This is a genomic window from Microcoleus sp. Pol7_B2 (assembly GCF_036701035.1).
Taxonomy (GTDB): Bacteria; Cyanobacteriota; Cyanobacteriia; order Cyanobacteriales; family Microcoleaceae; genus Microcoleus.
In genome coordinates this window covers 1-23,214 of record NZ_JAUBQB010000054.1, presented here as the reverse complement: position 1 = coordinate 23,214, position 23,214 = coordinate 1, and the positions used below count along the sequence as shown (strand labels likewise).

The 23,214-nt window shown below is 48.0% G+C and carries 21 protein-coding genes; 13 read left to right on the top strand and 8 right to left on the bottom strand.

Translation table 11 applies throughout. The annotated features are described in order from the left end of the window. Positions 1-23 precede the first annotated feature (23 nt). Positions 24-1,457 (bottom strand): BCD family MFS transporter, encoded by a 1,434-nt coding sequence (locus QUA57_RS19380; RefSeq protein WP_333062919.1) that lies wholly within the window; start codon positions 1,455-1,457, stop codon positions 24-26. 150 nt (positions 1,458-1,607) lie between these two features. On the opposite strand from QUA57_RS19380, the gene QUA57_RS19375 reads away from it, so the two are divergent. The 6 genes from QUA57_RS19375 to QUA57_RS19350 all read left to right on the top strand — a co-directional run bounded on the left by QUA57_RS19375 (position 1,608) and on the right by QUA57_RS19350 (position 7,694). Beyond that, the gene (locus tag QUA57_RS19375; protein WP_333062950.1) at positions 1,608-2,552 is read left to right on the top strand and encodes an aldo/keto reductase; all 945 of its coding nucleotides are present in this window, start codon (positions 1,608-1,610) and stop codon (positions 2,550-2,552) included. Between the two features lie 141 nt (positions 2,553-2,693). Beyond that, positions 2,694-3,209, top strand: coding sequence for an isoprenylcysteine carboxylmethyltransferase family protein (locus QUA57_RS19370; protein ID WP_333062917.1), 516 nt, complete (start codon positions 2,694-2,696; stop codon positions 3,207-3,209). A gap of 50 nt (positions 3,210-3,259) precedes the next feature. Beyond that, positions 3,260-4,696 (top strand): hypothetical protein, encoded by a 1,437-nt coding sequence (locus QUA57_RS19365; RefSeq protein ID WP_333062916.1) that lies wholly within the window; start codon positions 3,260-3,262, stop codon positions 4,694-4,696. Positions 4,697-5,106: 410 nt separating this feature from the next. Next, complete coding sequence (locus tag QUA57_RS19360) at positions 5,107-6,693, top strand: chloride channel protein (protein ID WP_333039714.1); 1,587 nt, start codon at positions 5,107-5,109, stop codon at positions 6,691-6,693. A gap of 158 nt (positions 6,694-6,851) precedes the next feature. Then, the gene (locus QUA57_RS19355; RefSeq protein ID WP_333062914.1) at positions 6,852-7,331 is read left to right on the top strand and encodes a J domain-containing protein; all 480 of its coding nucleotides are present in this window, start codon (positions 6,852-6,854) and stop codon (positions 7,329-7,331) included. A gap of 90 nt (positions 7,332-7,421) precedes the next feature. Continuing rightward, positions 7,422-7,694 carry a DUF3143 domain-containing protein gene (locus QUA57_RS19350; protein WP_333039717.1) on the top strand — a complete coding sequence of 91 codons (273 nt, stop codon included), beginning with the start codon at positions 7,422-7,424 and terminating at the stop codon, positions 7,692-7,694. 46 nt (positions 7,695-7,740) lie between these two features. On the opposite strand, the gene QUA57_RS19345 is transcribed toward QUA57_RS19350, so the two are convergent. From QUA57_RS19345 to lysA, 4 genes are all read right to left on the bottom strand, one after another. Next, on the bottom strand, positions 7,741-7,923 hold the full coding sequence (locus QUA57_RS19345) for a hypothetical protein (protein WP_333062912.1): 183 nt from the start codon (positions 7,921-7,923) through the stop codon (positions 7,741-7,743). Between the two features lie 87 nt (positions 7,924-8,010). Next, on the bottom strand, positions 8,011-8,757 hold the full coding sequence (locus tag QUA57_RS19340) for an isoprenyl transferase (RefSeq protein ID WP_015176364.1): 747 nt from the start codon (positions 8,755-8,757) through the stop codon (positions 8,011-8,013). Positions 8,758-8,777: 20 nt separating this feature from the next. After that, positions 8,778-9,671, bottom strand: coding sequence for a diadenylate cyclase CdaA (cdaA, locus tag QUA57_RS19335; RefSeq protein WP_333062910.1), 894 nt, complete (start codon positions 9,669-9,671; stop codon positions 8,778-8,780). Between the two features lie 230 nt (positions 9,672-9,901). Beyond that, positions 9,902-11,320 (bottom strand): diaminopimelate decarboxylase, encoded by a 1,419-nt coding sequence (gene lysA, locus QUA57_RS19330; protein WP_333062909.1) that lies wholly within the window; start codon positions 11,318-11,320, stop codon positions 9,902-9,904. A gap of 185 nt (positions 11,321-11,505) precedes the next feature. Between lysA and rimI the strand changes: the two genes are divergently transcribed. Further along, positions 11,506-12,183, top strand: a complete 678-nt coding sequence (rimI, locus tag QUA57_RS19325) for a ribosomal protein S18-alanine N-acetyltransferase (protein ID WP_333062906.1) — start codon at positions 11,506-11,508, stop codon at positions 12,181-12,183. A gap of 99 nt (positions 12,184-12,282) precedes the next feature. Here the strand turns inward: rimI and QUA57_RS19320 are convergent, their stop codons facing one another. Further along, positions 12,283-12,471, bottom strand: a complete 189-nt coding sequence (locus QUA57_RS19320) for a hypothetical protein (protein ID WP_333062905.1) — start codon at positions 12,469-12,471, stop codon at positions 12,283-12,285. A 602-nt stretch (positions 12,472-13,073) separates the two neighbouring features. On the opposite strand from QUA57_RS19320, the gene QUA57_RS19315 reads away from it, so the two are divergent. From QUA57_RS19315 to QUA57_RS19305, 3 genes are all read left to right on the top strand, one after another. Beyond that, positions 13,074-15,551 (top strand): ATP-dependent Clp protease ATP-binding subunit, encoded by a 2,478-nt coding sequence (locus tag QUA57_RS19315; RefSeq protein WP_006632591.1) that lies wholly within the window; start codon positions 13,074-13,076, stop codon positions 15,549-15,551. A gap of 398 nt (positions 15,552-15,949) precedes the next feature. Next, the gene (gene lepB, locus QUA57_RS19310) at positions 15,950-16,543 is read left to right on the top strand and encodes a signal peptidase I (RefSeq protein WP_333062904.1); all 594 of its coding nucleotides are present in this window, start codon (positions 15,950-15,952) and stop codon (positions 16,541-16,543) included. A gap of 224 nt (positions 16,544-16,767) precedes the next feature. Continuing rightward, complete coding sequence (locus tag QUA57_RS19305; protein ID WP_190661255.1) at positions 16,768-17,091, top strand: DUF1825 family protein; 324 nt, start codon at positions 16,768-16,770, stop codon at positions 17,089-17,091. 84 nt (positions 17,092-17,175) lie between these two features. On the opposite strand, the gene QUA57_RS19300 is transcribed toward QUA57_RS19305, so the two are convergent. After that, a complete protein-coding gene (locus QUA57_RS19300) occupies positions 17,176-19,095 on the bottom strand; it encodes a transglycosylase domain-containing protein (protein WP_333039726.1) in 1,920 nt (639 codons plus the stop codon). Between the two features lie 177 nt (positions 19,096-19,272). On the opposite strand from QUA57_RS19300, the gene tyrS reads away from it, so the two are divergent. Genes tyrS through QUA57_RS19285 form a run of 3 tightly spaced genes read left to right on the top strand, consistent with a single transcriptional unit; the run spans position 19,273 to position 21,892 of the window. Next, entirely contained in the window at positions 19,273-20,505 is a 1,233-nt protein-coding gene (tyrS, locus tag QUA57_RS19295; protein ID WP_333062949.1) for a tyrosine--tRNA ligase, read from the top strand. Between the two features lie 42 nt (positions 20,506-20,547). Continuing rightward, a complete protein-coding gene (pyrF, locus tag QUA57_RS19290) occupies positions 20,548-21,258 on the top strand; it encodes an orotidine-5'-phosphate decarboxylase (protein WP_333062902.1) in 711 nt (236 codons plus the stop codon). A 37-nt stretch (positions 21,259-21,295) separates the two neighbouring features. Next, the gene (locus QUA57_RS19285) at positions 21,296-21,892 is read left to right on the top strand and encodes a hypothetical protein (protein ID WP_333062899.1); all 597 of its coding nucleotides are present in this window, start codon (positions 21,296-21,298) and stop codon (positions 21,890-21,892) included. A gap of 433 nt (positions 21,893-22,325) precedes the next feature. Here QUA57_RS19285 and QUA57_RS19280 read toward each other — a convergent pair whose 3' ends face one another. Beyond that, on the bottom strand, positions 22,326-22,772 hold the full coding sequence (locus tag QUA57_RS19280) for a hypothetical protein (protein WP_333062898.1): 447 nt from the start codon (positions 22,770-22,772) through the stop codon (positions 22,326-22,328). Positions 22,773-23,214: the final 442 nt, after the last annotated feature.

Here is a 23,214-nt window from a genome sequence, read left to right as displayed (position 1 = left end):
GACTAAAGCTCTCACTACAAACCTTAGTCTAGTTCATTTTCAAGAATAGTGGCGATCGCACTTTTAGCATTATCCTGAAACTCCCCAACATCCACCCTACCCAACAGCCAAACAGCCAGAATCATACCCACCGCCGGCACAGCAAAAACCAACCCGTAAGCTAACATCGGCACCCCAAACAAACTTCTGCCCAAATCCAAAATAGCACCGCCACTAATCGTCGCCACACCACGCGCCATCGCCTGCGACAAACCCCAAGCGCCAATAAAAGTCCCAGCAGTTTCCGCAGCAGTCAAATCCAACATCAAACTCAGCGCACCCGTCGTCGTAATTCCCGAAGCAAAACCAAACAACATTAAAGCCGACTTAAACACAATTGGATTTCCTGTGAATCCAGATAAAATAATCAAGCCAAAACAAGCAGCCACCGACAAACAGCCCAACCTAATCGTATTTTGCTTGCCAATGCGCGGCACAATTAAAAAACCAGTTGCGCTCAAACCGATCAGAGTACCAGTACCATAAATAGCATTCAACTGCGTAGTTTGCGAAATCGACATCTTAAAAATTTCCCCGCCGTAAGGTTCCAAAACCGCATCCTGCATAAACAAGCAAATTGTCATAATCAGCAGGAAAGTAAAAAACAAACCGGTTTGGCGGCTAGCAGTCAAAATCCGCAGCGCACTTCCCAGAGTAATTTTATCTTCTCGATTCACTGCAGACGATCGCACCCCGTACCGCGAATACTTTTTCTCAACCCCAAATGTAGCAATCCCCACCAACAGCAAAACAAGCGCCGGCACCTTCACAAACAAACCGTTAATCGAAGCCTGCAACACTTCCCGCGGCACATCCCCATCAATTTGCTTCAGCAAACCGCTGCTAATAATCGCCCCGATAATAATACCAACCATCAGCATCGACCACACCACACCCACCAACTTTGATCGATCCTCCTCATCCGAAACATCCACCAACAAAGCAGCAAAAGGAGTCGAACTCGAACAAATAGCAATACCGTAAAGCGCAAAAATCAAACCCAACAAACCCACCCAACCGTAAGTAGCAGTCGTCCACCCCACAGTCTCCAAACTGCTGCCCAAGCCCCACATCACCTGTACCGCCAAAAAAGCGGAAATCACAAACAAAACGCTTCCTACCCACACATAACCCGTGCGGTGATGACCAAACAAAGGCTTAGCATCAGACATTTGCCCGAACCACACCCTAGCCGGTGCGACAAACTGGTGCATCGCTAGCGTACCAGCCACCACAGTAGCCGGAATCGCCAACTCTTTAATCATCACGCGATTGAGCACCCCCAGCGTCAAAATAGACATCATGCCCAATCCCATCTGAAACAAACCCAACCGGAACATAGTCAGGAGGGTAACTCTCTTGATAGCAGCAGTCGCGGAATCTGTTAATCTTGAATCTGGTAAACGGTCGATCGACATAACTATTCAAATAAACACAGCATTTGAATTTATAGTAACTGAGATATCGCAACCCGCCGCCTTTCCTCCCCCGGCTAGAAGCTCGATCGCGATTATTCGTATAAATTCATATAAAAATAAAGAGAATCAATAACTGTGGATTTACCAACCGTGACAACCATTACCCTAGGACAAAATGGCCCAGCCGTCCTTCCCCTGTGCGTCGGAACTTGGGCTTGGGGCGACAAACTATTTTGGAACTACGGCAGCAACTACGGCGCCGCCGAAGTCGAAGCAGCATTCAAAACATCCTTAGAAAGCGGAGTCAACTTCTTCGACACAGCCGAAGTCTACGGTAACGGCTTGTCAGAAGAATTGCTGGGGCAGTTTCTCAAAAAAACCACCCAGCCCGTTCAAATAGCCACCAAATTTGGCCCCGTACCTTGGCGGATTACAGGAAAATCAGTTTCCGAAGCCTTGAGTGCCAGCTTAAAACGCTTGCAAGTAGAACAAATAACCCTCTACCAAGTGCACTGGCCTTTCACTTTTTTACTCAGTCAAGAAACCCTGATGAACGCCTTAGCCGATGAAGTAAAACAAGGCAGAATTCAAGCAGTAGGAGTCAGCAACTATTCAGCAGAACAGATGCGCCAAGCCCACAAAATACTAGCAGCAAGAGGCGTTCCCCTAGCAACAAATCAAGTCCGTTACTCCTTGCTGTCGCGGCAAGTAGAAAAACAAGGAATTGTGAGTGCAGCCCGCGAATTGGGCGTCACAATTTTAGCTTACAGCCCCTTAGCCCAAGGATTGCTTACCGACAAATACACAGCCCAAGAACCACCTACAGGAGCCCGCAAAATGGACTCCCGCTTCAGCAAAAGCGGCCTCGAAAAAATTGAATTAGTCATGTCCACCCTGCGAAAAATGGGCAGAAAGCGCGATCGCACGCCCGCCCAAGTTGCCCTAAACTGGTTGATCTGCCAAAACGGAGTCATCCCTATTCCCGGCGCCAAAACCGCCAAACAAGCCCAAGAAAATGCAGGCGCTTTAGGTTGGAATTTGAGCCAAGATGAAGTTAATCAATTAGAATTAATGACACGTCCTTGGCGAGAATAAATTTGTTAATTGTTGACTGTTGACTGTTCGCCGTAGGTTGGGTTTTACTTCACTCTATCCAACCTACAGTTCACTTTCTTCTCCCCTCTTCCCTCTTCCTTCTCTCTCCTTCTCTCTTCCCTCTTCCTTCTTCCTCTTACTATGAAAATTTTAACATACTGGGGTTTCACGCGCGAAGGCTGGCGCAATAACAGCCGCGGCGAATATTTAGTCCTGCTTCAAGGAGGATTGCTCACAGGATTTGTAATCTTACCAGTTTATCCACTACCAGGATTAAAAATTCAATCCACTCCATTGCTTGCTCTTACCTGGATTGTAGCAAGTATTCTCGGCTTAAGCGCTTTAGTTTTAATCATCAAAGCATTGATAGACTTAGGAAAAAACCTCACACCTTTACCGTATCCCATAGAAAACGGAGAATTAGTCCAAACAGGAATTTACAGAATAGTGCGGCATCCATTGTACAGTGGTTTAATTTTAGCCGCTCTCGGCTGGACACTTTTTCAAATGAGCATATCCCACTTAATAGCCAGCGCCATATTAATAATATTTTTCGACATCAAAGCCAGCCGCGAAGAAGCCTGGTTAACCGCAAAATATCCAGACTATTCAGAATACAGCCAGCGAGTCAAAAAACTAATTCCCGGAATCTATTAACAGATCCCCTCTGCATCTGCGTTAATCTGCTTCAATCGGCGGTTAAAAAAATGAATTATAACAAAAACCTACAACTTAAACTGCTAGCATTAACACTATTTTTATGCTTATCACAGCAATTAACGGCGTGCAGCTTTCTCACCAAACCCTTTCAACTTCCCGCCTCAGCCAAACAAGAACCCTGGCCAATTCAAACAGGCCTCCGAGCAGCCATTGTCCGCGACAACATACCAACAGTCAACCGCGTTGTTTTAGTACCCGACGAAGCCACATTCTTAGCAGCAATCCAAAAATGGAATCTCAAAGGAAACTGGCCTATTCTCATCGAAGACAAAAAATATACGCCCATGTTTGTGCAGCGCTTTCAACCCGAAGAAATAGTCCGTTTGCCAAGCATCAAACAGCAACTGCCAAAAAATCAAAAACTCCAGCAATTAATGCTGAACGCCGCAGCAGGAGCCTGGAATGCCACGGATACTCAAACCTTAAAAGCAAAATGGACGCAACTCGGCTGGGAACCCCCAGGAGTAGTAATCACATCAGAAAATGACCCCGCACGCTCAGCAGCAGTTGCCTTAGCAGCCGCTCACGGCCAACCTTTAGTATTTCTAGAAGGCAACTTTGGAAAACCCAACGACACCCTTAATAACACACAGTGGAAAACTCTGCAAACAGCAGTTACAAAAGCCGTCGAATCAACCGGATATTTTTACTCTCAGCTCGGAGACCCGATCGACACAATAACGATTGTACGCCAACTAGCAGTCAAATATCAATCTCCTGAAAAACCCGACGAACAACTAGCCGTTACCGACGGTTTGGGACGACACCCCAACGGCGAACGCTGGGCGGCTGCAGGCTGGATTTACGGTTCCGAGGTACGATCGATCTATCAAGCCATGTGTGCCATATTTCTAGACAGCCAAACAGCCATGCTTTATGACAGTTACCCCAAGGAAGGAAATTGGGGAAAATATGAAATGGAGGAAGCAGCTAGCGGACTAAAAACCATAGGTTTGAATGTTGAATTAGTGCAGAAACCAGAATCGAGCCTGGAAAAGTGGCGGAGTTTAGCCTCAAAACCGTGGACATTTGACTTAATATTAATGAATTCCAAAGGCTATCCAAAATCATTCCAAGTCGGCAACGGCGACGCTTCAGTTGAAGACCTACCAAAACTTCAATTTCCTGCAGCAATCCACATGATCCACAGTTGGTCAGCAGCAGCGCCAGATGACAAAAACACCGTGGCCGGGAGGTGGCTAGAAAATGGTGCTTACGCATATATTGGCAGCGTGAACGAACCTTTTTTATCGGCATTTATCCCACCTAAATTAATGGTCGATCGCCTGAAGCGAGGAGCACCCTTTTTAATCGCAGTACGCCAGCTAGAATCCCCTCCCTGGAAAGTCGCCACCATCGGCGATCCGCTAATGTCGATCGCCAAACCCCGACCAAGAATCCTGCCCAGTCAACAACCGATGTGATAGTATGCGCGAGTAAGGGATTTAAAATTGGAGATTTGAGATTTGTGGTTCGAGATTTGTGGTTGTAAGGTAAAATCTCCAATAGCCAATTCTTTAATTTGAAAGTTGTTTTTTACTGATCTATATGATATTGCGAGTTCACTGATCCGATCGGCCTAACCACCCCCACGGTAAATATAGTTAATTAGCATTATCGCCAGAGTATATCTAAGTTTGAATGTAACTGAGCATACAATCACGCCAAATCCGCCGCTCCTCAGAATCAGTCATTCCACCCCAGCAGCCAGCCCCAAAAATTTACCCTAAATTACGCCTTAATTAAGTTGTCAATTCCCCTAAAATCACTCAAAATGAAAATAAGAAATAAATTGTAATATTATATAACTTCTCACCGAAGAATTAACCGCTAAATGAGAGCCATCCCTCCTGTGGATCTGCCGCCACCCGGGCCAACCGCAGCAACTCCCCAAGCCTCCCGACTAAGTCCGCTATTCAACCGCCTGCACCCGAGCCCAGAAACCCTCCTGCTCATCCTCTCCCTAGTCATCGGGGGAGTTACGGGTGCAGGCGTCGTCACCTTTCACTACCTAATCCACTTCATCCACAGCTTGATGCTGGAAGACTTCATGGGGGCGATCGCGTCGAAAGGCTCTTGGACGCTAGCCTGCATTCCCACCCTCGGCGGAGTCATCATCGGGCTGATGCGGTGGCGATTTCGCGACTTTGGCCCGAATATGTCTTCCTTAATTGCAGCCACCCGCGGCCTGCAAGAACTCTCCCCCCTCAAACCCATCACCAAAATGGTGGCAGCCTCAGTTTCCCTCGGCACCGGCGCCTCCCTTGGCCCGGAAGCCCCCAGCGTCGAAATCGGCGCCAACTTCGGAATGCTGCTGGCTCAAGTTTTACAGCTATCCCCAGAACGGCAGCGCTTGCTCCTCGGCGCGGGAGCAGCAGCAGGTTTATCTGCCGGGTTCAACTCTCCCATCGCCGGAGTCTTCTTTGCTTTAGAAGTCGTGCTCGGCAGCACCTTCGCTACTTCGTCAGTCAGCGTAGTCTTGCTCTCCGCCGTAGTTTCCGCGCTCATCGCTCAAATCTGCTTGGGAGCTCAGCCTGCCTTTTCTTTGCCCGTCTACGATGTCCGCAGCCCCCTAGAATTGCCTCTGTACATGGGATTGGGACTTTTAGCGAGCGGAGTGTCTCTAGCCTACACAGAAGCAATTCAATTGGCCGATCGCTGTTTTCAAGGAAAAGTCCGAGGATTTGCTTGGCTCGGACGACTGCCCCGGCCGCTTCACCCGATCATCGGCGGGGCCGGAGTCGGCTTAGTCGCCCTGCAATTGCCTCAAATTTTGGGTGTCGGCTACGAAACAGTCCAAGCAATGCTTCAAGATGTTAAATTTTCCTTGCCTTTGCTGCTGCTACTGCTGTTTGTCAAACTGGCGATGACCGCAATCAGCCTCGGCAGCGGTTTAGTGGGCGGCATCTTCGCTCCGGCGATGTTTTTGGGAGCTTCCCTGGGTTCGGCTTACGGCCTCTTTTTGGAAATGCTGCCGGCAATGAGCGATCGAGTCGCCGGTCCTGCCGCCTACGCAATGGTGGGAATGGCCGCCGTCCTCGCCGGCAGCGCCAGAGCACCGCTGACAGCCATCCTGTTGATGTTTGAATTAACCCGCGATTATCGAATTGTCTTGCCTTTGATGGCAGCAGTCGGATTGAGCGTTTGGCTGGTGGAGTGGGTCAACCGCCGATCGACAGCCCACAGCCTCAACCTTCAGCAAATGGGCGTAGACGTGGCTCTCAATACACCGATCAAAGCCAGAGAACAGTTGCAGGATTGGGAAGATGTTCTGGGCGATCGCATCGTCACAGAACTGATTTCTTGCCAAATTCCCATTGAGGGCGAACACAGTATCGATCGACCAGCACCCACCGACGCCCCAGTGCTAGCCCTAGCCAACTCACAATCCTCGGAAAAAGTCAACCCCAATAAAGAATAAAAAACCGCGTGACAGCAGAAACAGACGAAGAACGGGAGAATTTAGAATTCTTCCCTCCTCCCTCTGCGTTCTCTGCGCCCTCTGCGGTTAATTCCTCTTCCTTCAGATTTCAGCTAAAATAACCAAATATTATTAACAATAGGCAGAGAGGGGCTTCGGTGGCAGGAAACGAGGCAACTGCAAAAAACAAAAGTCAAAAAATACCCGGAAAAACCCCCTTGGGCTCCACTCATTACGGCTTGTTAGGGCTGCATCCTTCCGCATCGCCGATCGAAATTCGGCGATCGTACCGGGAACTGAGCAAACTCTACCATCCCGATACCACCGAGCTGCCACCTGCCGTCGCCACCGCCAAATTTCAGCAGCTCAACAACGCCTACGCCACCCTCAGCAACCCAGAACGTCGCCTCGCCTACGACCTCAAAATAGGCTATTCTCGCGTGAACGTGATTGGGCCGCCGCCCAGTTTCAATACTCCGGTTTCGGGATCGGGCAAAAAAACTTCCAACTCCGCTTACCTAGACCCCACGGATCGACCTCTTTCCCCCGGAGAAATGTTCGCCCTGTTTATCATGGGAGCTAGCTTAATCGGATGTTTGTTACTGGCGATCGCGATCGGCTTAATTCGTGGCAATTAAAGCCTCAAATCCCAAATCTCCAATCTAAAATCGGAAATCCTCAATCCGAAATCCCCAATCTAAAATCTAAAATCTAAAATCTAAAACCGTATGACTCTTCCTTCCGCTGACACTCCTTTGTACAACCATCCACTCCCGGAAATCGAGCAGTGGCTAAAAAGCCGCGGCTGCCAGCAAGATCGGCGAGAACTCCACTGCTGGCAGATCGAGCAACTTACATGGAAAGCAGAACTCTCCCTCGATATCGACCAACTCACCGTCCGCTACATCGATGCTGGAGCCGACGGCCAAGACATTCAGCGAGCATTCAAATACTCCCTCTCACGTCAGGACATTGAAGCGGCCGTTTTCTCCGGCCCCTAATTAGATTTTAGATTTTAGATTTTAGATTTTAGATTGGAGGACAAATCTAAAATCTAAAATCGTTATGTTGAGCAGGAGATGAGTGAAATTGGTATGAGATTTTAGATGGGGAATCCAGGTAAGAAGCATCAACCGTGCAAGCATTTACATGAGATTGCGATCGTTCCGCTCGCTGTATTGTGCTGTGCAGGACGATCGCACGTGGCGTAAAAACGTTTTTTACTTTCATGGAGATGCTCGGTCACAATCGACACCTACTTGGAAACTGAAAAATCAACCAAAAAATCTAAAATCTAAAATCCAAAATCCAAAATCGTTAGACTTTGCCAAATCGGCGACTGCGCTTCTGATAATCAGACAAAGCGCGGTGAAACTCCGATCGATCAAAATCCGGCCACAGCGTCTCAGTAATGTAAATTTCTGAATAAGCCATTTGCCATAGTAGAAAATTGCTCAACCGCATTTCCCCACTCGTCCGGATCAGCAAATCCGGGTCACAAACATCAGCAGTATACAAATAGCGTTTAAATAAAACCTCATCAATCTCCTCCGGCTGCAACTTGCCCTCTTTCACCTGAGTGGCGATCGCCCGACAAGCTTGTACAATCTCCTGACGCCCCCCGTAATTCGTCGCCACCGTAAACAAAATCCCCTGATTGTGCTGAGTGGCCGTCACAGAACGCTCGATTTCCGCCTGCAAAGACTTCGGCAAAGCCTGCAAATTCCCCATAAATTGAATTTGCACGTCCTCGTCCACCATCTCCCGCAATTCTTGCCGCAGCTTACCCTCAAACAAACTCATTAAAAAATCCACCTCTCCAGCCGGCCGCCCCCAATTCTCCGTCGAAAAAGCATAGGCAGTTAAAGCTGGAATCCCCCAATCTTTGCAGCAGCGCAGCAGTTCCTTCAGAGTGCTAGCTCCTCGGCGGTGTCCCGCAATCCGCGGCAACCCCTTCTTCTTAGCCCAGCGCCCGTTCCCATCCATAATCACTGCTATGTGCTTAGGCAGTAGTTCTTGTTGCAGATCCTCCGGCAACTTTTCCAAGCAAATTCCTTGACTCATGGTTTCTCCCGATTACCCGACTAACGGCGCAGTATCCGTTTTAATAGCGTCACTCCCTTCAATCCTATCTGGCGTCCGAGATTGCCGATCGGAATTGGAGGCACAGCTCTTTCTCCCTCCGACGGAAACAGCTTTGCTTCCAGCAATTCCTTAAGTTTGTTGCTAGTCAAAGGTCGATTTAAACTTCCCATCTGGGCTAAAGAAATAGAACCCGTTTCCTCGGACACCACCACGCACACGCAAGCTTGCACCCGTTCCGTAATCCCCATTGCCGCCCGATGGCGGGTTCCCAACTGCCGCGACGCAGTGCGATCGGACAAAGGCAAAATTACCCCCGCCGACACGATCCGCGAACCTCGAATCAAAACAGCTCCGTCATGCAGCAAAGTTTGCGGCTGAAAGATTGTCTGCAACAATTCTTTAGAAACTTCAGCATTTAGCTTTAGTCCCGGCACCGAAAAATCTCGATCGTCGATCGGAGAATCTGTTTCTATAATTAGTAAAGCGCCCGTGCGGTTTTGCGAAAGTTCTTTTACTGCGTCCACAATTTCATCTATTACGCTGTCCGGTTCGGGTTTTTGTCGGCGATCGCGTCCAAACAATTGCCGAAATTCCCCCCGACCCAATTGTTCCAGAAATCGGCGAAACTCCGACTGCAATATTACCGCCATTGCCACAGCAGAACCCGTCACCAAGCTGTTGAGGGCAACGTGCAACAGCCTCAATCCAGCCCAGTTGCTCACCGCCGCCGCCAGCATCAAAATAATAAATCCCCGTACCATCCACAGCGTTCTGCGCTCGCCAACAATGACGAGCACCAAATACGCAAGGGCAAAAACCAGTCCAATATCGATCCCTTGAATCAATAAGGACTGAACGAGGGCCAAGTCAAAGCCAGATTGTTGATTGTTCATGGTTCATCGAACGCTACCGCCTGTGAACCGCGAACCGTGATGCACTCGAACCCATGAACCATGAACAGTTGTTATAAGGAATATGCTGAAAATCCCCGTGTTTTTAGACCGGGGAGTGTCAATCCAATCGCGTGACTGAACAAGGCAAAAGTTAAAAGTGAAAAGGCAATCATCACTAAGTAAACATGGATTGTCTTTCTTTTAACTTTTAACTTTTAACTTCTAAGTTTTTACTTTTGAGCTCCGAGTCGTTCAGGAAGGCGGTCAAGCCTCAGCAAATCCTGGTAAGTTTCCCGCTGTATAATCGTGTTAACTTCCCCATTTCTAACTAAAACCGCTGCCGGTCGGGGCACTCGGTTGTAGTTAGAAGCCATGCTGTAATTGTATGCCCCTGTAGCCGGAACGGCGAGGACATCTCCTGCCTGACACTCTGGCAATTTGGCATCTTTAATCAGAACATCGCCTGATTCGCAGTGTTTCCCAGCAATTGTCACTGTTTCCGTTAAGGGAGCAGACATTTTGCCGGCTGCGAGGACTCGATAAACTGATTGATAGGTAATAGGACGCGGATTGTCCGACATCCCGCCATCGACAGCTATATACGTCCGCATTTCCGGAATGACTTTTTTAGAGCCAACGGTGTAAGCTGTAACGCAAGCTGTACCGACGAGCGATCGACCCGGTTCGCAAAGCAATTTAGGCAAGGGCAATTGCTGCCGCTCGCAAGCTGCTACAACTGCGGAGCAAATTGTACGAGCCCAATCTTCAATGCTAGGAGGATCGTCCGCTTCAGTATAGCGAATGCCCAACCCACCGCCAATATTAATTTCTGTTGCTGGCAAACCATAACTTTGTGCTTTAGTCAAGGCCTGAATTATGACTTCAGCTAAATCGTCATGGGGTTGCAGTTCAAAAATCTGAGAGCCGATGTGAGCGTGCACTCCCACGCAAAATAACGACGGCTGTTGGCTGATGAAGGTAAATACTCGATCGAGCGAGTTGGGATCGAAGCCAAATTTACTGTCGATTTGACCCGTCTGAATGTACTCGTGGGTGTGACACTCAATTCCAGGAGTAAACCGCACCATAACTCGTGTCGGTCCACCTGTGAGGCTGCTGACACCCAATTTTCCCAACTCTGCTAAAGTCTCTAAATCCCGCCAATTGTCGGCTACGGTAATGCAGCCGTTTTCGACAGCTAGCTGTAGTTCCTCGCGAGACTTGTTGTTACCGTGGAAGTAGATTTTGTCGGGGTTGACGCCGGCTTGCAGTGCAGTTTGGATTTCTCCGGCGGATACGACATCTATGCCTAAGCCTTCGGAAGCTGCGATCGCGCAAATTGCCAAACAACTCCAAGCTTTAGAAGCATAAAGCACTTGGGATTCGCCCGGATAGTAACGCTCGAAAGCATCCCGGTACTGGGTGCAAGCCGCCCGCAGCGTTTCTTCGTCTAAAATATACAACGGCGAGCCAAATTGCTCGACCAAAGCTGTCACCTCGCAGCCTCCGATTTCCAACCGATCGCTGCTGTTAACACTGGCTGTCAGCGGTAACAGTTCTTGATTGGGCGATCGATTTTGCAGGGCTTGTTGAGACTCAGATAGATACTTAAGTCCCGATTCGACCCCAAAAGATTGAGTTGATACCATCGCGCAATAACTATCCTAGGTTATTAGTCAGCAGTCATTAATCAGCAGTCAGCAGTCGGCAGTCATTAATCAGCAGTCATTGGTCGTTGGCAGTAGACTAATGTCTGGAGACTTGTGAGTCATGACTCAAAACTAGCAACAAACAGCTAATCGCTACTGTGTTTTCCAGTGTACAATTTACAGCCGTGCGTTTTCTACAAATTAAACATCTCACCACCGAAGACCTCAACAGTGCAGTTGAACTTGATCGGCTCTGTTTTGGCGGACTGTGGACAATCGAAGGCTATGGGCGCGAGTTAGGCAGTCCTAACAGCGATTTACTGGGTTTGTGGGCATCGGAAACCGAGGTCGGCGCATCAGAAGGATTCGAGAGCGAACTCAAGTCGATCAAGCCTAACAGCATTCTCAACTCAAAATCGCTCAGTATTGAGAGTTCCTCGCCAGCAACTCCCAACTCAAAACTTACCCCAACCCTGATCGGTTTGGGTTGCCTGTGGGCAATTTTAGAAGAAGCTCATATTACAATTTTGGCAATTCATCCTCGCTTTCAAGGTCAGGGTTTAGGACAAGCTCTGCTTTGGGATTTACTAAAAAAGGCTCACTATAGACAATTAGAACGGGCAACCTTAGAAGTGCGGGAATCTAATTTAGCCGCAGTTTCTCTTTACCAAAAATTTGGGTTTAAAGAGGCAGGACGGCGGAAACGGTACTACGAAGACACCGGAGAAGATGCTCTGGTAATGTGGCGCAGCGGCATAGAGAAACCAGAATTTCTGCAATATTTAGCGGTTGAGAAAGTGCAGATGTGCGATCGGCTGCATCAGAAAAACTGGCATTTGGCGATCGATTGTTTTGAGTTTTGAATGTAATTTGTTGTGCATTTAACTGGCATTGATAAATAATTGGTTACTCCATATCAATTTAGTTCAAAATCCTCATAGGGAATCAACCTCAGTATTGGACTAAACATCTGCCTGCCCGGCCATATTTACGGCTTTGCTTCGCGCTTCGATAATTTGACCTATCTCGCGCCCCAAACTGGGTTGACGTTCAATCATCGTATTTACAGCATCCGAGTAGATAACAAGAACTTGCAAATCGTCAACGGCGACGATCGATACCGGACTTGGTTCTCCACTAAACAGTCCCATCTAGCCAAAAAACTCACCGCGCCAGATAGTCATTACCTCACTAATTGATGCAGGAGCGATCGCACAACAGACAACATGAAGAACACCCAAATCTTCAAAGTATCTGAGACAAAATTTTAGATAAAAAAAGCCCAGCTCGCTCTTTCCCTCGTACACGAAAAGATTCTTGAGATCGACAACAGCTTAAGAGCGAGTTTAGGGGATTGCTTGTGCATCTAACTAATAAGTTTTGTGCAAAAACCGGCCTGTACTTCGAGAATTATCACTTGTGCACCTGCATAACAGCCAAAAAGATTGTGCTAGAATCCATCAATAAGTAGTCGTAGGTTGGGCACAGACCGAGAAGAGCAATCTTCTTGCAGTCTAGGGGAGGTTGTAGGTCAGCCACCATTTGGGTCTTCCCAGTTGAAAGCCACCCTGCAACATGAGCCTGGAATCTGCAACCGCAGCCGAGTGCGGCAGATCGGTTGGGAGTGTCGCGCTAGAATAAGCAGTACGAGTAGGGATACGGCATTGCCGTGTCGCTACAAGAACACAAACGCTCCTTAAGTGCGAGCGTGACCTCGAAACGGGCACATAGCAGCAGGTGATGGGAATAAATCATGTTTGAACGCTTCACAGAAAAAGCAATAAAAGTAATCATGTTGGCCCAGGAAGAAGCTCGCCGCCTGGGTCACAACTTCGTAGGGACAGAACAGATCCTCCTGGGTCTGATCGGAGAAGGAACCGGGGTTGCAGCGAAAGTCCTCAAATCAATGGGCGTCAACCTGAAAGACGCTCGGATTGAAGTGGAAAAAATCATCGGGCGCGGTTCCGGCTTCGTAGCAGTCGAAATTCCGTTCACCCCGCGCGCCAAGCGGGTTCTAGAACTATCCCTAGAAGAAGCTCGCCAACTCGGACACAACTACATCGGCACCGAACACCTGCTGCTGGGCCTGATCCGCGAAGGTGAAGGAGTAGCGGCTAGAGTATTAGAAAATCTGGGAGTAGACTTGTCGAAAGTCCGTACCCAAGTGATTCGGATGCTGGGAGAAACCGCAGAAGTCGCAGCCACTGGCGGCGGCGCTCGCACCAAGACCCCAACCCTCGACGAATTTGGAGCCAACCTCACTCAAATGGCGGTCGATGGCAAACTAGACCCAGTAGTCGGACGCCAAAAAGAAATTGAACGGGTAATTCAAATCCTCGGTCGCCGCACCAAAAATAACCCGGTGCTTATCGGGGAACCCGGAGTCGGCAAAACCGCGATCGCCGAAGGTCTCGCCCAACGCATCGCTAACAACGACATCCCAGATATCCTTGAAGAAAAGCGCGTCGTTACCCTCGACATCGGCTTGCTGGTTGCCGGGACGAAATACCGGGGCGAATTTGAAGAACGCCTCAAAAAAATCATGGACGAAATCCGCACGGCGGGTAACGTGATTTTGGTGATTGACGAAGTGCACACTTTGATCGGTGCAGGTGCTGCTGAAGGGGCGATCGACGCAGCGAACATTCTCAAGCCGGCTTTGGCTAGAGGCGAGCTCCAGTGTATCGGTGCTACGACCCTCGACGAGTACCGCAAGCACATCGAGCGCGATGCAGCCCTAGAACGGCGCTTCCAGCCCGTCATGGTCGGCGAACCCACCGTTGACGAGACGATCGAGATTCTCTTCGGCTTGCGAGAACGCTACGAACAGCACCACAAGCTGAAAATCTTGGATACAGCCCTCGAAGCTGCAGCAAAACTCTCGCATCGGTACATATCCGATCGCTTCCTCCCAGACAAAGCAATTGACTTGGTAGACGAAGCTGGTTCTAGAGTCCGCTTGATCAACTCCCAACTGCCCCCCGCAGCCAAAGAACTTGACAAAGAACTCCGCCAAGTCCTCAAAGATAAAGACGAAGCGGTGCGTTCTCAAGACTTTGACAAAGCCGGCGAATTGCGCGATCGAGAAATGACGATCAAAGCCGAAATTCGCGCTATTTCCCAAGCCAAAAAAACCGACTCGGCCCGCACCGGCGAAACAGACCCATCGCCAGTAGTCACCGAAGAAGATATCGCTCAAATCGTGGCAAGCTGGACGGGAGTCCCAGTAAACAAACTGACCGAATCCGAATCCGAAAAGCTGCTGCACATGGAAGATACCTTGCACCAGCGCTTGATCGGCCAGGAAGAAGCAGTGAAAGCCGTTTCCCGCGCCATCCGTCGCGCTCGCGTTGGCTTGAAAAATCCCAATCGCCCGATCGCCAGTTTCATCTTCTCCGGGCCCACCGGCGTCGGCAAAACCGAACTCACCAAAGCCCTAGCCGGCTACTTCTTCGGTTCCGAAGACGCGATGATTCGGTTGGATATGTCCGAATACATGGAACGTCACACCGTCTCCAAACTCATCGGTTCTCCTCCAGGCTACGTCGGCTACAACGAAGGCGGCCAACTCACAGAAGCAGTCCGCCGCCGTCCTTACACCGTCGTGCTGTTCGACGAAATCGAAAAAGCCCACCCCGATGTCTTCAATATGCTCCTGCAAATATTGGAAGACGGCCGCTTAACCGATGCCAAAGGTCGCACCGTAGACTTCAAAAATACGCTGCTGATTATGACCTCAAACATCGGTTCTAAGGTGATTGAAAAAGGCGGCGGCGGTCTCGGTTTCGAGTTCAGCGACAACCAAGCCGATGCTAATTACAACCGCATTCGTTCTTTGGTTAACGAAGAACTCAAAAACTACTTCCGCCCCGAATTCCTCAACCGACTCGACGAAATTATCGTCTTCCGCCAGTTGAACAAGGAAGAAGTCAAGGAAATCGCGGTCATCATGCTCAAAGAAGTGTTCGGTCGTTTGACAGAACAGGGAATCACCCTGGAAGTGACCGAAAAATTCAAAGAACGGCTGGTAGAAGAAGGCTACAACCCTAGCTACGGAGCCCGACCCCTGCGCCGCGCCATCATGCGCTTGCTGGAAGACAGCTTGGCTGAGGAAATCCTTTCTGGCCGCATCAAAGACGGTGACACCGCTGTTGTGGATGTGGGCGAGGACGGAATTGTTAAGGTGCTGCAAGGACAAAAGCGGGAATTGCTGCCCCAAGGCGCTGAGTAAGTTTGAGTAAGTGCGATCGCGAGTTAAGTTGGGAAATAACCAATCTCGTAATCGCAAACAACTCAAAATCCTCACATAAAAAAGGTAGAGAATTTAAATTCTCTGCCTTTTTTATGAGTTAATATCAAGATGAGAGTTATGGCATAAATCTTTGATTGATAGGGAAACCGCCGATGCAACGCAGATGCTTTTCAAGATTGTTTGCGAATGCCTGCACTTCACGTCTAGTAATTAACAGCGACATACTTCAATGGTAAGCTGGACAGCATTTAAATTGTATATTTTGAGCGGGTTCGCGTGCCCAGCTCGCTCATGGTTGGATTATTTCTTGAGATGCAATTTAAATGCTGAGCGAGCTTAATCACATAATTAGTGGCAACTATATAGCGAGGACTTTCATGACATCTGAAAAAAAGAATTTGGGTACAGAAGTAGTAGAAAATCCGCGGGAAAGCTGGTGGCAAAAAGCGTGGAAGTCGCAGCGAGAAAATCTTCAGATAGTGATTATTGCTTTGAGTTTAGCAATAGTGATTCGAGCCTTGGTCGCCGAACCGCGCTACATACCCTCAGATTCTATGGTACCAACTTTGCACGTGGGCGATCGCGTCGTAGTGGAAAAAATCTCCTACTACCTCGAACCTCCCAAAACTGGCGACATCGTAGTGTTTGCCCCGCCCGAAAAGTTGCAAGAACAAGGCTTTACCCAAGACCAAGCATTCATCAAGCGGGTAATTGGCTTACCGGGTCAAACCGTCGCCGTTAAAAAAGGTTTAGTTTATCTCAACGACAAACCCCTCGTCGAAAAATATATTGCCGAACCTCCTAAATACCAGTGGGGGCCTTATCGCGTCCCAGAAAATGAATACTTTGTGATGGGAGACAACCGCAACAACAGCAACGACTCCAGCAGGTGGGGATTTTTACCTAAGCAGAATATCATCGGCCGCGCTGTAGTGCGGTTTTGGCCTCTAGAACGCCTCGGGGAAGTTTAAAGTCAGTTGACTGTTGACAGTTGACTGTTGACAGTTGACTGTTGTCATCGCAAGCCCAATGCCCAATGCCCCATTCCCATGCCTTATGCTGTACGGAAATTTCTACTTATTGTTGCGCCTTAAGGGGTAGGGACTTCCTCCGGCAACTGATAAAATAGTAGAAAAAGCAGCGGGATTTCTCGCCTAGATCAAAATTAGTAGAATATTAAAAAATTAGGAAAGCTATGGGATTTTTTGATTCAGAAATTGTTCAGCAAGAAGCCAAGCTGTTGTTTGAAGACTATCAATCTCTCATCAAACTAGGTGGCAATTACGGCAAATTCGATCGCGAAGGCAAGAAAATGTTCATCGCTCAGATGGAATCAATGATGGAGCGCTACCGTATTTTTATGAAGCGCTTCGAGCTGTCTGAGGACTTCATGGCTCAGATGACTGTAGAGCAGTTAAAAACACAGCTCAATCAATTTGGCATCACGCCCCAGCAGATGTTCGATCAAATGAACTCAACGCTGGAGCGGATGAAATCTGAGCTGGAAAAACAGTCTTAGTGTCAGAAGGAAGAAGGAAGAAGGAAGAAAAAGAAAGTATTCCCAATGCCCAATGCCCAATGCCCAATGACAAATGACTGATAATTAAGGCCGCTCAAAAGATGAAGCAGGTTTGAAACTTTCTGCGGGAACGCCTTCCAAAGCTTGGCTCATAAAATCACGCCAAACAGGGGCGACAATAGTACCACCAGTAGCACCGTAGCTCATCGGTCTATAATTGTCGTTGCCCATCCAAACAGCCACCGACAACTGCGGCACGTAACCCACAAACCAGATATCCCGTTCTGAGGAAGTTGTACCAGTTTTCCCCGCAGCCGGCCGCCCAAGTTGAGCCGCCCTTGCCGTTCCGCTGCTAATTACCCCTTGTAGAGCGCTATTGACAGATGCCGCCGCCCAGGAATTGAGAACTAATTTGGGTTTGGGCGTATTGTCGAGCAAGACATTGCCGCTGCTGTCAGTAACTTGCACGATAAACGTGGTGTCAGAATGCCAGCCGTTGTTCGCGAAGGTAGCAAAAGCTCCGGCCATTTCTAAAGGAGTGAGGTCAACGGCACCCAATGGCAAAGAAATCACCGGTTCCATCGGACTTCGGATGCCGAGCACGCGGCAAATCTCAATCACTTTATTCAATCCGACTTCTTGGCCAAGCTTGACGGCGGGAATGTTTAGAGATACTTCTAAAGCTCTGCGGATGCTGACGGCACCGGAAAAGCCGCCACCGTAGTTTTGAGGGTAGTAGTAGCCGTCGCCGTCGCGGTAGCCGACAGGGGAGTCGTAGACAACTGAATCCGGGCCGTATTTGCCGCTAGCAAAGGCAGCGTAGTAGATAAAAGGCTTAAAAGAAGATCCGGGCTGGCGGCGTGCTTGAATGGCGCGGTTGAACTGACTCTTTTCATAATCGACGCCGCCAACCATTGCTTTGACGAAGTGGGTGCGGGGATCGACGGCGGCTAGGGCAATTTGACCTTCCTCGCGATCGTAAAACAGCCCTTGGTAGTAAAGGCGATTGTGCCACGCTTTGACGGTTTCTTCGGCTATGCGCTGCATTTTGAGGTCGATCGTGGTTTGAACCCGCATTCCTCCCTTAACCACGGCATCTCGCCCGAAACGCCTTGTTAGTTCCTGGACTACGGCTTGTGTTACGTAAGGAACTTGAGATCCCCCAAAAGAGGTAATTTTGCCTAGCTTAATTTTTTCCTGGCGGGCAGCAGTCTCTTGGGCCGGCGTAATCCATTTAAGATCCTTCATGCGGCCTAAAACGAGGGTTTGCCGCTCTTTTGCCAACTTGTAATTGACGAAAGGACTGTATTCTTCGGGGGCAGAAATTAAGCCTGCCAGCATCGCTGCTTCCGAAAGAGTCAAATTACTTGCTGATTTGTTGAAATAGCTTCGAGAGGCTGTCTCTACGCCGTACAAGTTGTGCCCTAAGTAGATTTGATTCAGGTATAGTTGCAGAATTTGGTCTTTGTTGAGAATTTGCTCCAAGCGGATAGACATTACCGCTTCAGCTACCTTGCGACTAAATTTTGACTGGGGAGATAGAAACAGGTTCTTGACTAGCTGCATAGTCATAGTCGAGCCGCCTTCAACGGTTCTACCTTTCTCTAGGTTGACTATGAGAGCTCGGGCTATCCCGCCGGGGTTGATGCCTTTGTGGGTGAAGAAGTTGCTATCTTCGATCGCCAGAACAGCTCGTTTCAGGTTCGGGGAGATTTGGTCAAGGGGTACGACATCCCGGTTGGCTTCGTCGTGGATGCTGGCTAGCGGCTTGCCGTTGATGTCGTAAATGTGGGTAGTTTCTGTGGGAGAGTAGGTTTGCAAGATCCGAACATCTGGCAAATTGCGGAAGCTGATCGCTAAGCCAACCAGTCCGCCAGCGACTACGGAACTGGCAAGCATTGTCATGCTGAGTATGGTTCCGGCGGTCACTTTACTGACTGACTGAACAAACTCGAATACGGGGGCTGAGTTTTCCGTGTTATTGCGGACTGCGTTGGTTGACACGTGGATTTCACTTCCTCACTCGATTTGGGGTTTAAGACTTTTAATTTTAGATGCGAACCCTAGAGACTGTCAGCTAAGGAAAGCCGGTCAGCTTTGGGATTATAGTAGCTTGATAGTTATGTTTTTATGCGTCAACCAGTGAGTGTAACTAATTCTGCTGCACTTTGGCAAAATAATATGATGGACGATCGCTCCCCGATGATAACTCCTAACCTTTCAGCGCTTTACCGCGGCGTCAGTGAGATTTTTCCAGATCGACCTGATTCTAGCAACCCTGACGAAAATTTAGCCCAACTGCTGGCAAAAGCCGATCGACCTTTGCGCGTCAAACTCGGAATTGACGCCACAGGGGCGGACATTCACTTGGGACACAGCATTTGCTTCCGCAAGCTGCGGGCTTTTCAAGATGCTGGTCACACAGCGGTACTGGTCATCGGAGATTTTACCGCCAGAATTGGCGATCCGACAGGTAAGTCGGAGATGCGTAGCCAGTTGACGGCAGAACAAGTGGCGGAAAATGCCAAGACTTATTTAGACCAAGTGCGTCCGATTCTAGATTTTGACACACCAGGACGTTTGGAAATTCGCTACAACTCCGAGTGGTTGTCGAAATTGGATTTGGCGAAGATTTTGGAACTGCTGAGGACGATGACGGTGCAGCAGATGCTTGCTAAAGAGGGATTTGATAATCGGATGCAGCAGGAAAATGCGATTTATCTGCATGAGTTTCTGTATCCACTAATGCAGGGTTACGACTCGGTGGCTTTGGAAGCAGATTTGGAGTTGGGGGGAACCGACCAAAAGTTTAATATTGCGGTGGGGAGAGATTTGCAGCGGCATTTTGGGATGAAACCGCAGTTTGGTTTGCTGATGCCGATTTTGATCGGGACTGACGGGGTGCAGAAGATGTCGAAGTCTTTGAACAATTATGTGGGTTTGTCGGAAGACCCGCTGACGATGTATTCTAAGTTGGAGAAAATTGCTGATAGTTCGATCGCCCAATATTTTGAACTATTGACAGATTTGCCACTTGATGAATTGCCAGAAAATCCGCGAGAAAAACAGAAACTTTTGGCTTTGGATGTGGTACGCCAGTATCGGGGGAAGGAAGCGGCGGAACGCGCACAACAAGATGCAATTGCGCTGGTTAAAGGTGCTGCTGGACAAGCTGATGCAGTGCCCGAGTTTTCTTTGGCAAACGTCCAGTTTCCGGCTAAGTTGTTTTATATTCTGAGTGCTAGCGGGCTGTGTAAAAGCAGCGGTGATGCGCGGAAGTTGATGCAGGGCGGCGGGGTGAAGTTGGAGGGCGATCGGGTTTCTGATGTGAATCTTACTTTTGAATCACCGGCTGATTTATGCGGTAAGGTTTTGCAGGTTGGGAAGAATAAGTTTGTGCGATTGGTGTCTTGAATCTCTTTTTTAACCGCAGATGAATACTGAAGATGAACGCTGATGAACGCTGATAATCGAATTATTGTTGCTTTGGATGTTTCGAGTCAAGAAGAGGCGATCGCACTTCTGGACAAACTGCCGGAAGTATCTTTCTGGAAAGTCGGTTTGGAACTGTTTGTGAGTTCCGGTCCGGGGATTTTGGAAATTTTAAAACAGCGGGAAAAGCGGATTTTTCTCGATTTGAAGTTTCACGATATCCCGAATACTGTGGCTGGTGCTTGTCGGGCTGCTGCTAAGTATAAGGTGGATTTATTGACGATCCATTCTACTTGTGGTAAAGATGCTTTGAAAGCGGCACAGTTGGCTTTGACTGAAGGGGCGGCGGCTGTTGATCAACCGACTCCTAAGTTGATTGCAATTACTCTATTGACGAGTTTGAATTCGCGACAGTTGGCTTTTGAGTTGAAAATACCTTTGGAGTTGCCGGAATATGCTTTGCACATGGCATTGTTGGCTAAGGAAACGGGTTTAGCTGGTGCTGTTTGTTCTCCGCAAGAAGTGGAACAGTTAAGAATGAGTTGCGGGGATGATTTTCTGTTAGTTTGTCCGGGGGTGCGTCCGAAATGGGCTGATGGAGGCGATCAAAAGCGATCGATGACTCCGAAGGCTGCTTTGAAAGCTGGTGCGGATTATCTGGTGATTGGGCGGCCAATTACTGCTGCGCCCGATCCAGTGGCGGCTTTTACCCGTATTTGTGAAGAGTTGGAGTAACAATAGAAATGTTGTTTTTTACCGCAGATAAAAGCCGATGAACGCCAATAAAATTTTATCTGCGTTTATCTGTGTTTATCTGCTGATATCTGCGGTTGCAACTCCGACTTTGGCAGTTAATTTTATGACAAATCATACTAACAGTATCAATGCAAGTCGGTATGGTTTGTTAGTGCGATCGCCCTGTCCCGCTGAGTTAGAAACTTTGGTCGATCGCCTGTTGCAAGATTTGCCAAGTTATGCTAATCGCGTAATTGTGCGATCGCACTTTTCTCATAACACTAACACACCGCCCGGTTACGCGCTGCCGCAAATAATTTTAGCCGGCCGGCCGGAGTTTGAACCGTTACCTTTAAATTTTGAAGATGCACTTCCTGAAAATGCCAGTCAAGTTTTTATTACTACTTTGGAACGGCAGTATCGCGGGGGAGAAGGAGTCGAAATTCAGCAATATCATTGGCTGTTTTTAACTAAAACTGAGAAGGGATGGGAATTAGTAAAAATTGTTTCTCGGTTTGGTACTGCGGCGAATATTCGTCCTTTATTAAGTCAAGATAGTGCCAGCGAAATTGGTGAGGCTATTCGTTTGTGGTTGCGCGATTGTCATGCAAAAAATAAGTTGTCTCGCAACTAAATTGTATTTTTTGGGCGGGCGAGACGCCCACCCCACATGAAATAATTTTTATTGTGGAACAGGCATCTTGCCTGTTCCGGACAGAAAATAATTTTATTGTGGAACAGGCATCTTGCGGTTGGTTGTGGGTTGGGGTCTAATTAACAGTCTGGATTGGAGCGGCTTCATGTCTTTTGTTAGTTCTAACCCTTGGGTTGGAGTGCCGATGGTTGTAGGACTTATACCTGTGTCATTACTTGTACCTCTTTTTTTAATAACACCTTTTTTTATAATATCTAGTATAATGTCCGCTGTTAATAAATCACGAGGTGGAAATAGATAAGTTGGAAATTCCGAAGATGTTTGACCTTCTAAATTAGGAAATACTCAATTCTAAATCAAAGGATAACCCGTCAAAAGTACATTGTGACCTAAAAATTTATCTTCATGGTGCTCAGTATTTCAGCGTTTCCTTGACTCCGAGTTTGCTTGGCTCAAAGAGAGAGACCATTCGACAGAATTTATGGAATACTGTGTAATACTCTTCCCCACTATCAAGATCGTGCCAAAATCTTTGGTTGTGCAGTGCTTCTCTTGCATAATAGCCAAATGTGTACAGTGCAATTTCCTTTTTCATTATACCAGACATAATCATAAAGTAAATCTCTTCCAAAAAGCAGATAAATACCTCTTTTTCCTGTTTTGTGACTGATATGCTGCTAGAGCTATCTTGCAAAAGCTCACAGACTTTCTGGATTGACTCGTTCTCATCGAATCTTTTGCTCATCTCATGAAACTTCTCATATCTACGTATCCTATTGAGATCTACGAACTCAAGAATGCCTTTCACAAAAGCTAGGATTCCTATTAGTCCACCAATAGCTTCAATAAAGTTGTTCATGATTATATATCAAATGGGAAGAGATGATAATTATTCCCTATTATACTGCAATACTCCGGACAGTTTTTGGAACGATACTACAAGCTTTACAGGGTAAGGATCATAAAAAAGTCGAATTAAATGTAAGTCAGGCGTGGAGCTGACATTGATTTAATTATCTACAGTGGCTCAAAGTCAAGCGAGCATAAGCCATTGGGCCATATAAAAACTGTCCCGACTATTGATACTGATGATCGGCAAAAAAGTCATGGTGGGGTTCACCAGTATTTATACTCATCGCAAAAATGACACGCTCCCCATCTTGCGGGCGGGCGAGACGCCCACCCCACATGAAATACAGCAAATTCCATGTAAATGTGGTACAGTACATTCAGTACATCAGCAGAAAAAATGAAAGCTTATTCGCTCGAGTTTCGTAAAAAAATAATTAAAGCCTATGAAC

Excerpts from the sequence above, each read along its gene's own strand:
- QUA57_RS19380 (WP_333062919.1), bottom strand. The coding sequence starts at position 1,457 with ATGTCGATCGACCGTTTACCAGATTCAAGATTAACAGATTCCGCGACT.
- QUA57_RS19370 (WP_333062917.1), top strand. The coding sequence starts at position 2,694 with ATGAAAATTTTAACATACTGGGGTTTCACGCGCGAAGGCTGGCGCAAT.
- QUA57_RS19365 (WP_333062916.1), top strand. The coding sequence starts at position 3,260 with ATGAATTATAACAAAAACCTACAACTTAAACTGCTAGCATTAACACTA.
- QUA57_RS19360 (WP_333039714.1), top strand. The coding sequence starts at position 5,107 with ATGAGAGCCATCCCTCCTGTGGATCTGCCGCCACCCGGGCCAACCGCA.
- QUA57_RS19350 (WP_333039717.1), top strand. The coding sequence starts at position 7,422 with ATGACTCTTCCTTCCGCTGACACTCCTTTGTACAACCATCCACTCCCG.
- QUA57_RS19345 (WP_333062912.1), bottom strand. The coding sequence starts at position 7,923 with ATGAAAGTAAAAAACGTTTTTACGCCACGTGCGATCGTCCTGCACAGC.
- QUA57_RS19340 (WP_015176364.1), bottom strand. The coding sequence starts at position 8,757 with ATGAGTCAAGGAATTTGCTTGGAAAAGTTGCCGGAGGATCTGCAACAA.
- cdaA (WP_333062910.1), bottom strand. The coding sequence starts at position 9,671 with ATGAACAATCAACAATCTGGCTTTGACTTGGCCCTCGTTCAGTCCTTA.
- lysA (WP_333062909.1), bottom strand. The coding sequence starts at position 11,320 with ATGGTATCAACTCAATCTTTTGGGGTCGAATCGGGACTTAAGTATCTA.
- QUA57_RS19320 (WP_333062905.1), bottom strand. The coding sequence starts at position 12,471 with ATGGGACTGTTTAGTGGAGAACCAAGTCCGGTATCGATCGTCGCCGTT.
- QUA57_RS19315 (WP_006632591.1), top strand. The coding sequence starts at position 13,074 with ATGTTTGAACGCTTCACAGAAAAAGCAATAAAAGTAATCATGTTGGCC.
- lepB (WP_333062904.1), top strand. The coding sequence starts at position 15,950 with ATGACATCTGAAAAAAAGAATTTGGGTACAGAAGTAGTAGAAAATCCG.
- QUA57_RS19305 (WP_190661255.1), top strand. The coding sequence starts at position 16,768 with ATGGGATTTTTTGATTCAGAAATTGTTCAGCAAGAAGCCAAGCTGTTG.
- tyrS (WP_333062949.1), top strand. The coding sequence starts at position 19,273 with ATGATGGACGATCGCTCCCCGATGATAACTCCTAACCTTTCAGCGCTT.
- pyrF (WP_333062902.1), top strand. The coding sequence starts at position 20,548 with ATGAACGCTGATAATCGAATTATTGTTGCTTTGGATGTTTCGAGTCAA.
- QUA57_RS19285 (WP_333062899.1), top strand. The coding sequence starts at position 21,296 with ATGAACGCCAATAAAATTTTATCTGCGTTTATCTGTGTTTATCTGCTG.
- QUA57_RS19280 (WP_333062898.1), bottom strand. The coding sequence starts at position 22,772 with ATGAACAACTTTATTGAAGCTATTGGTGGACTAATAGGAATCCTAGCT.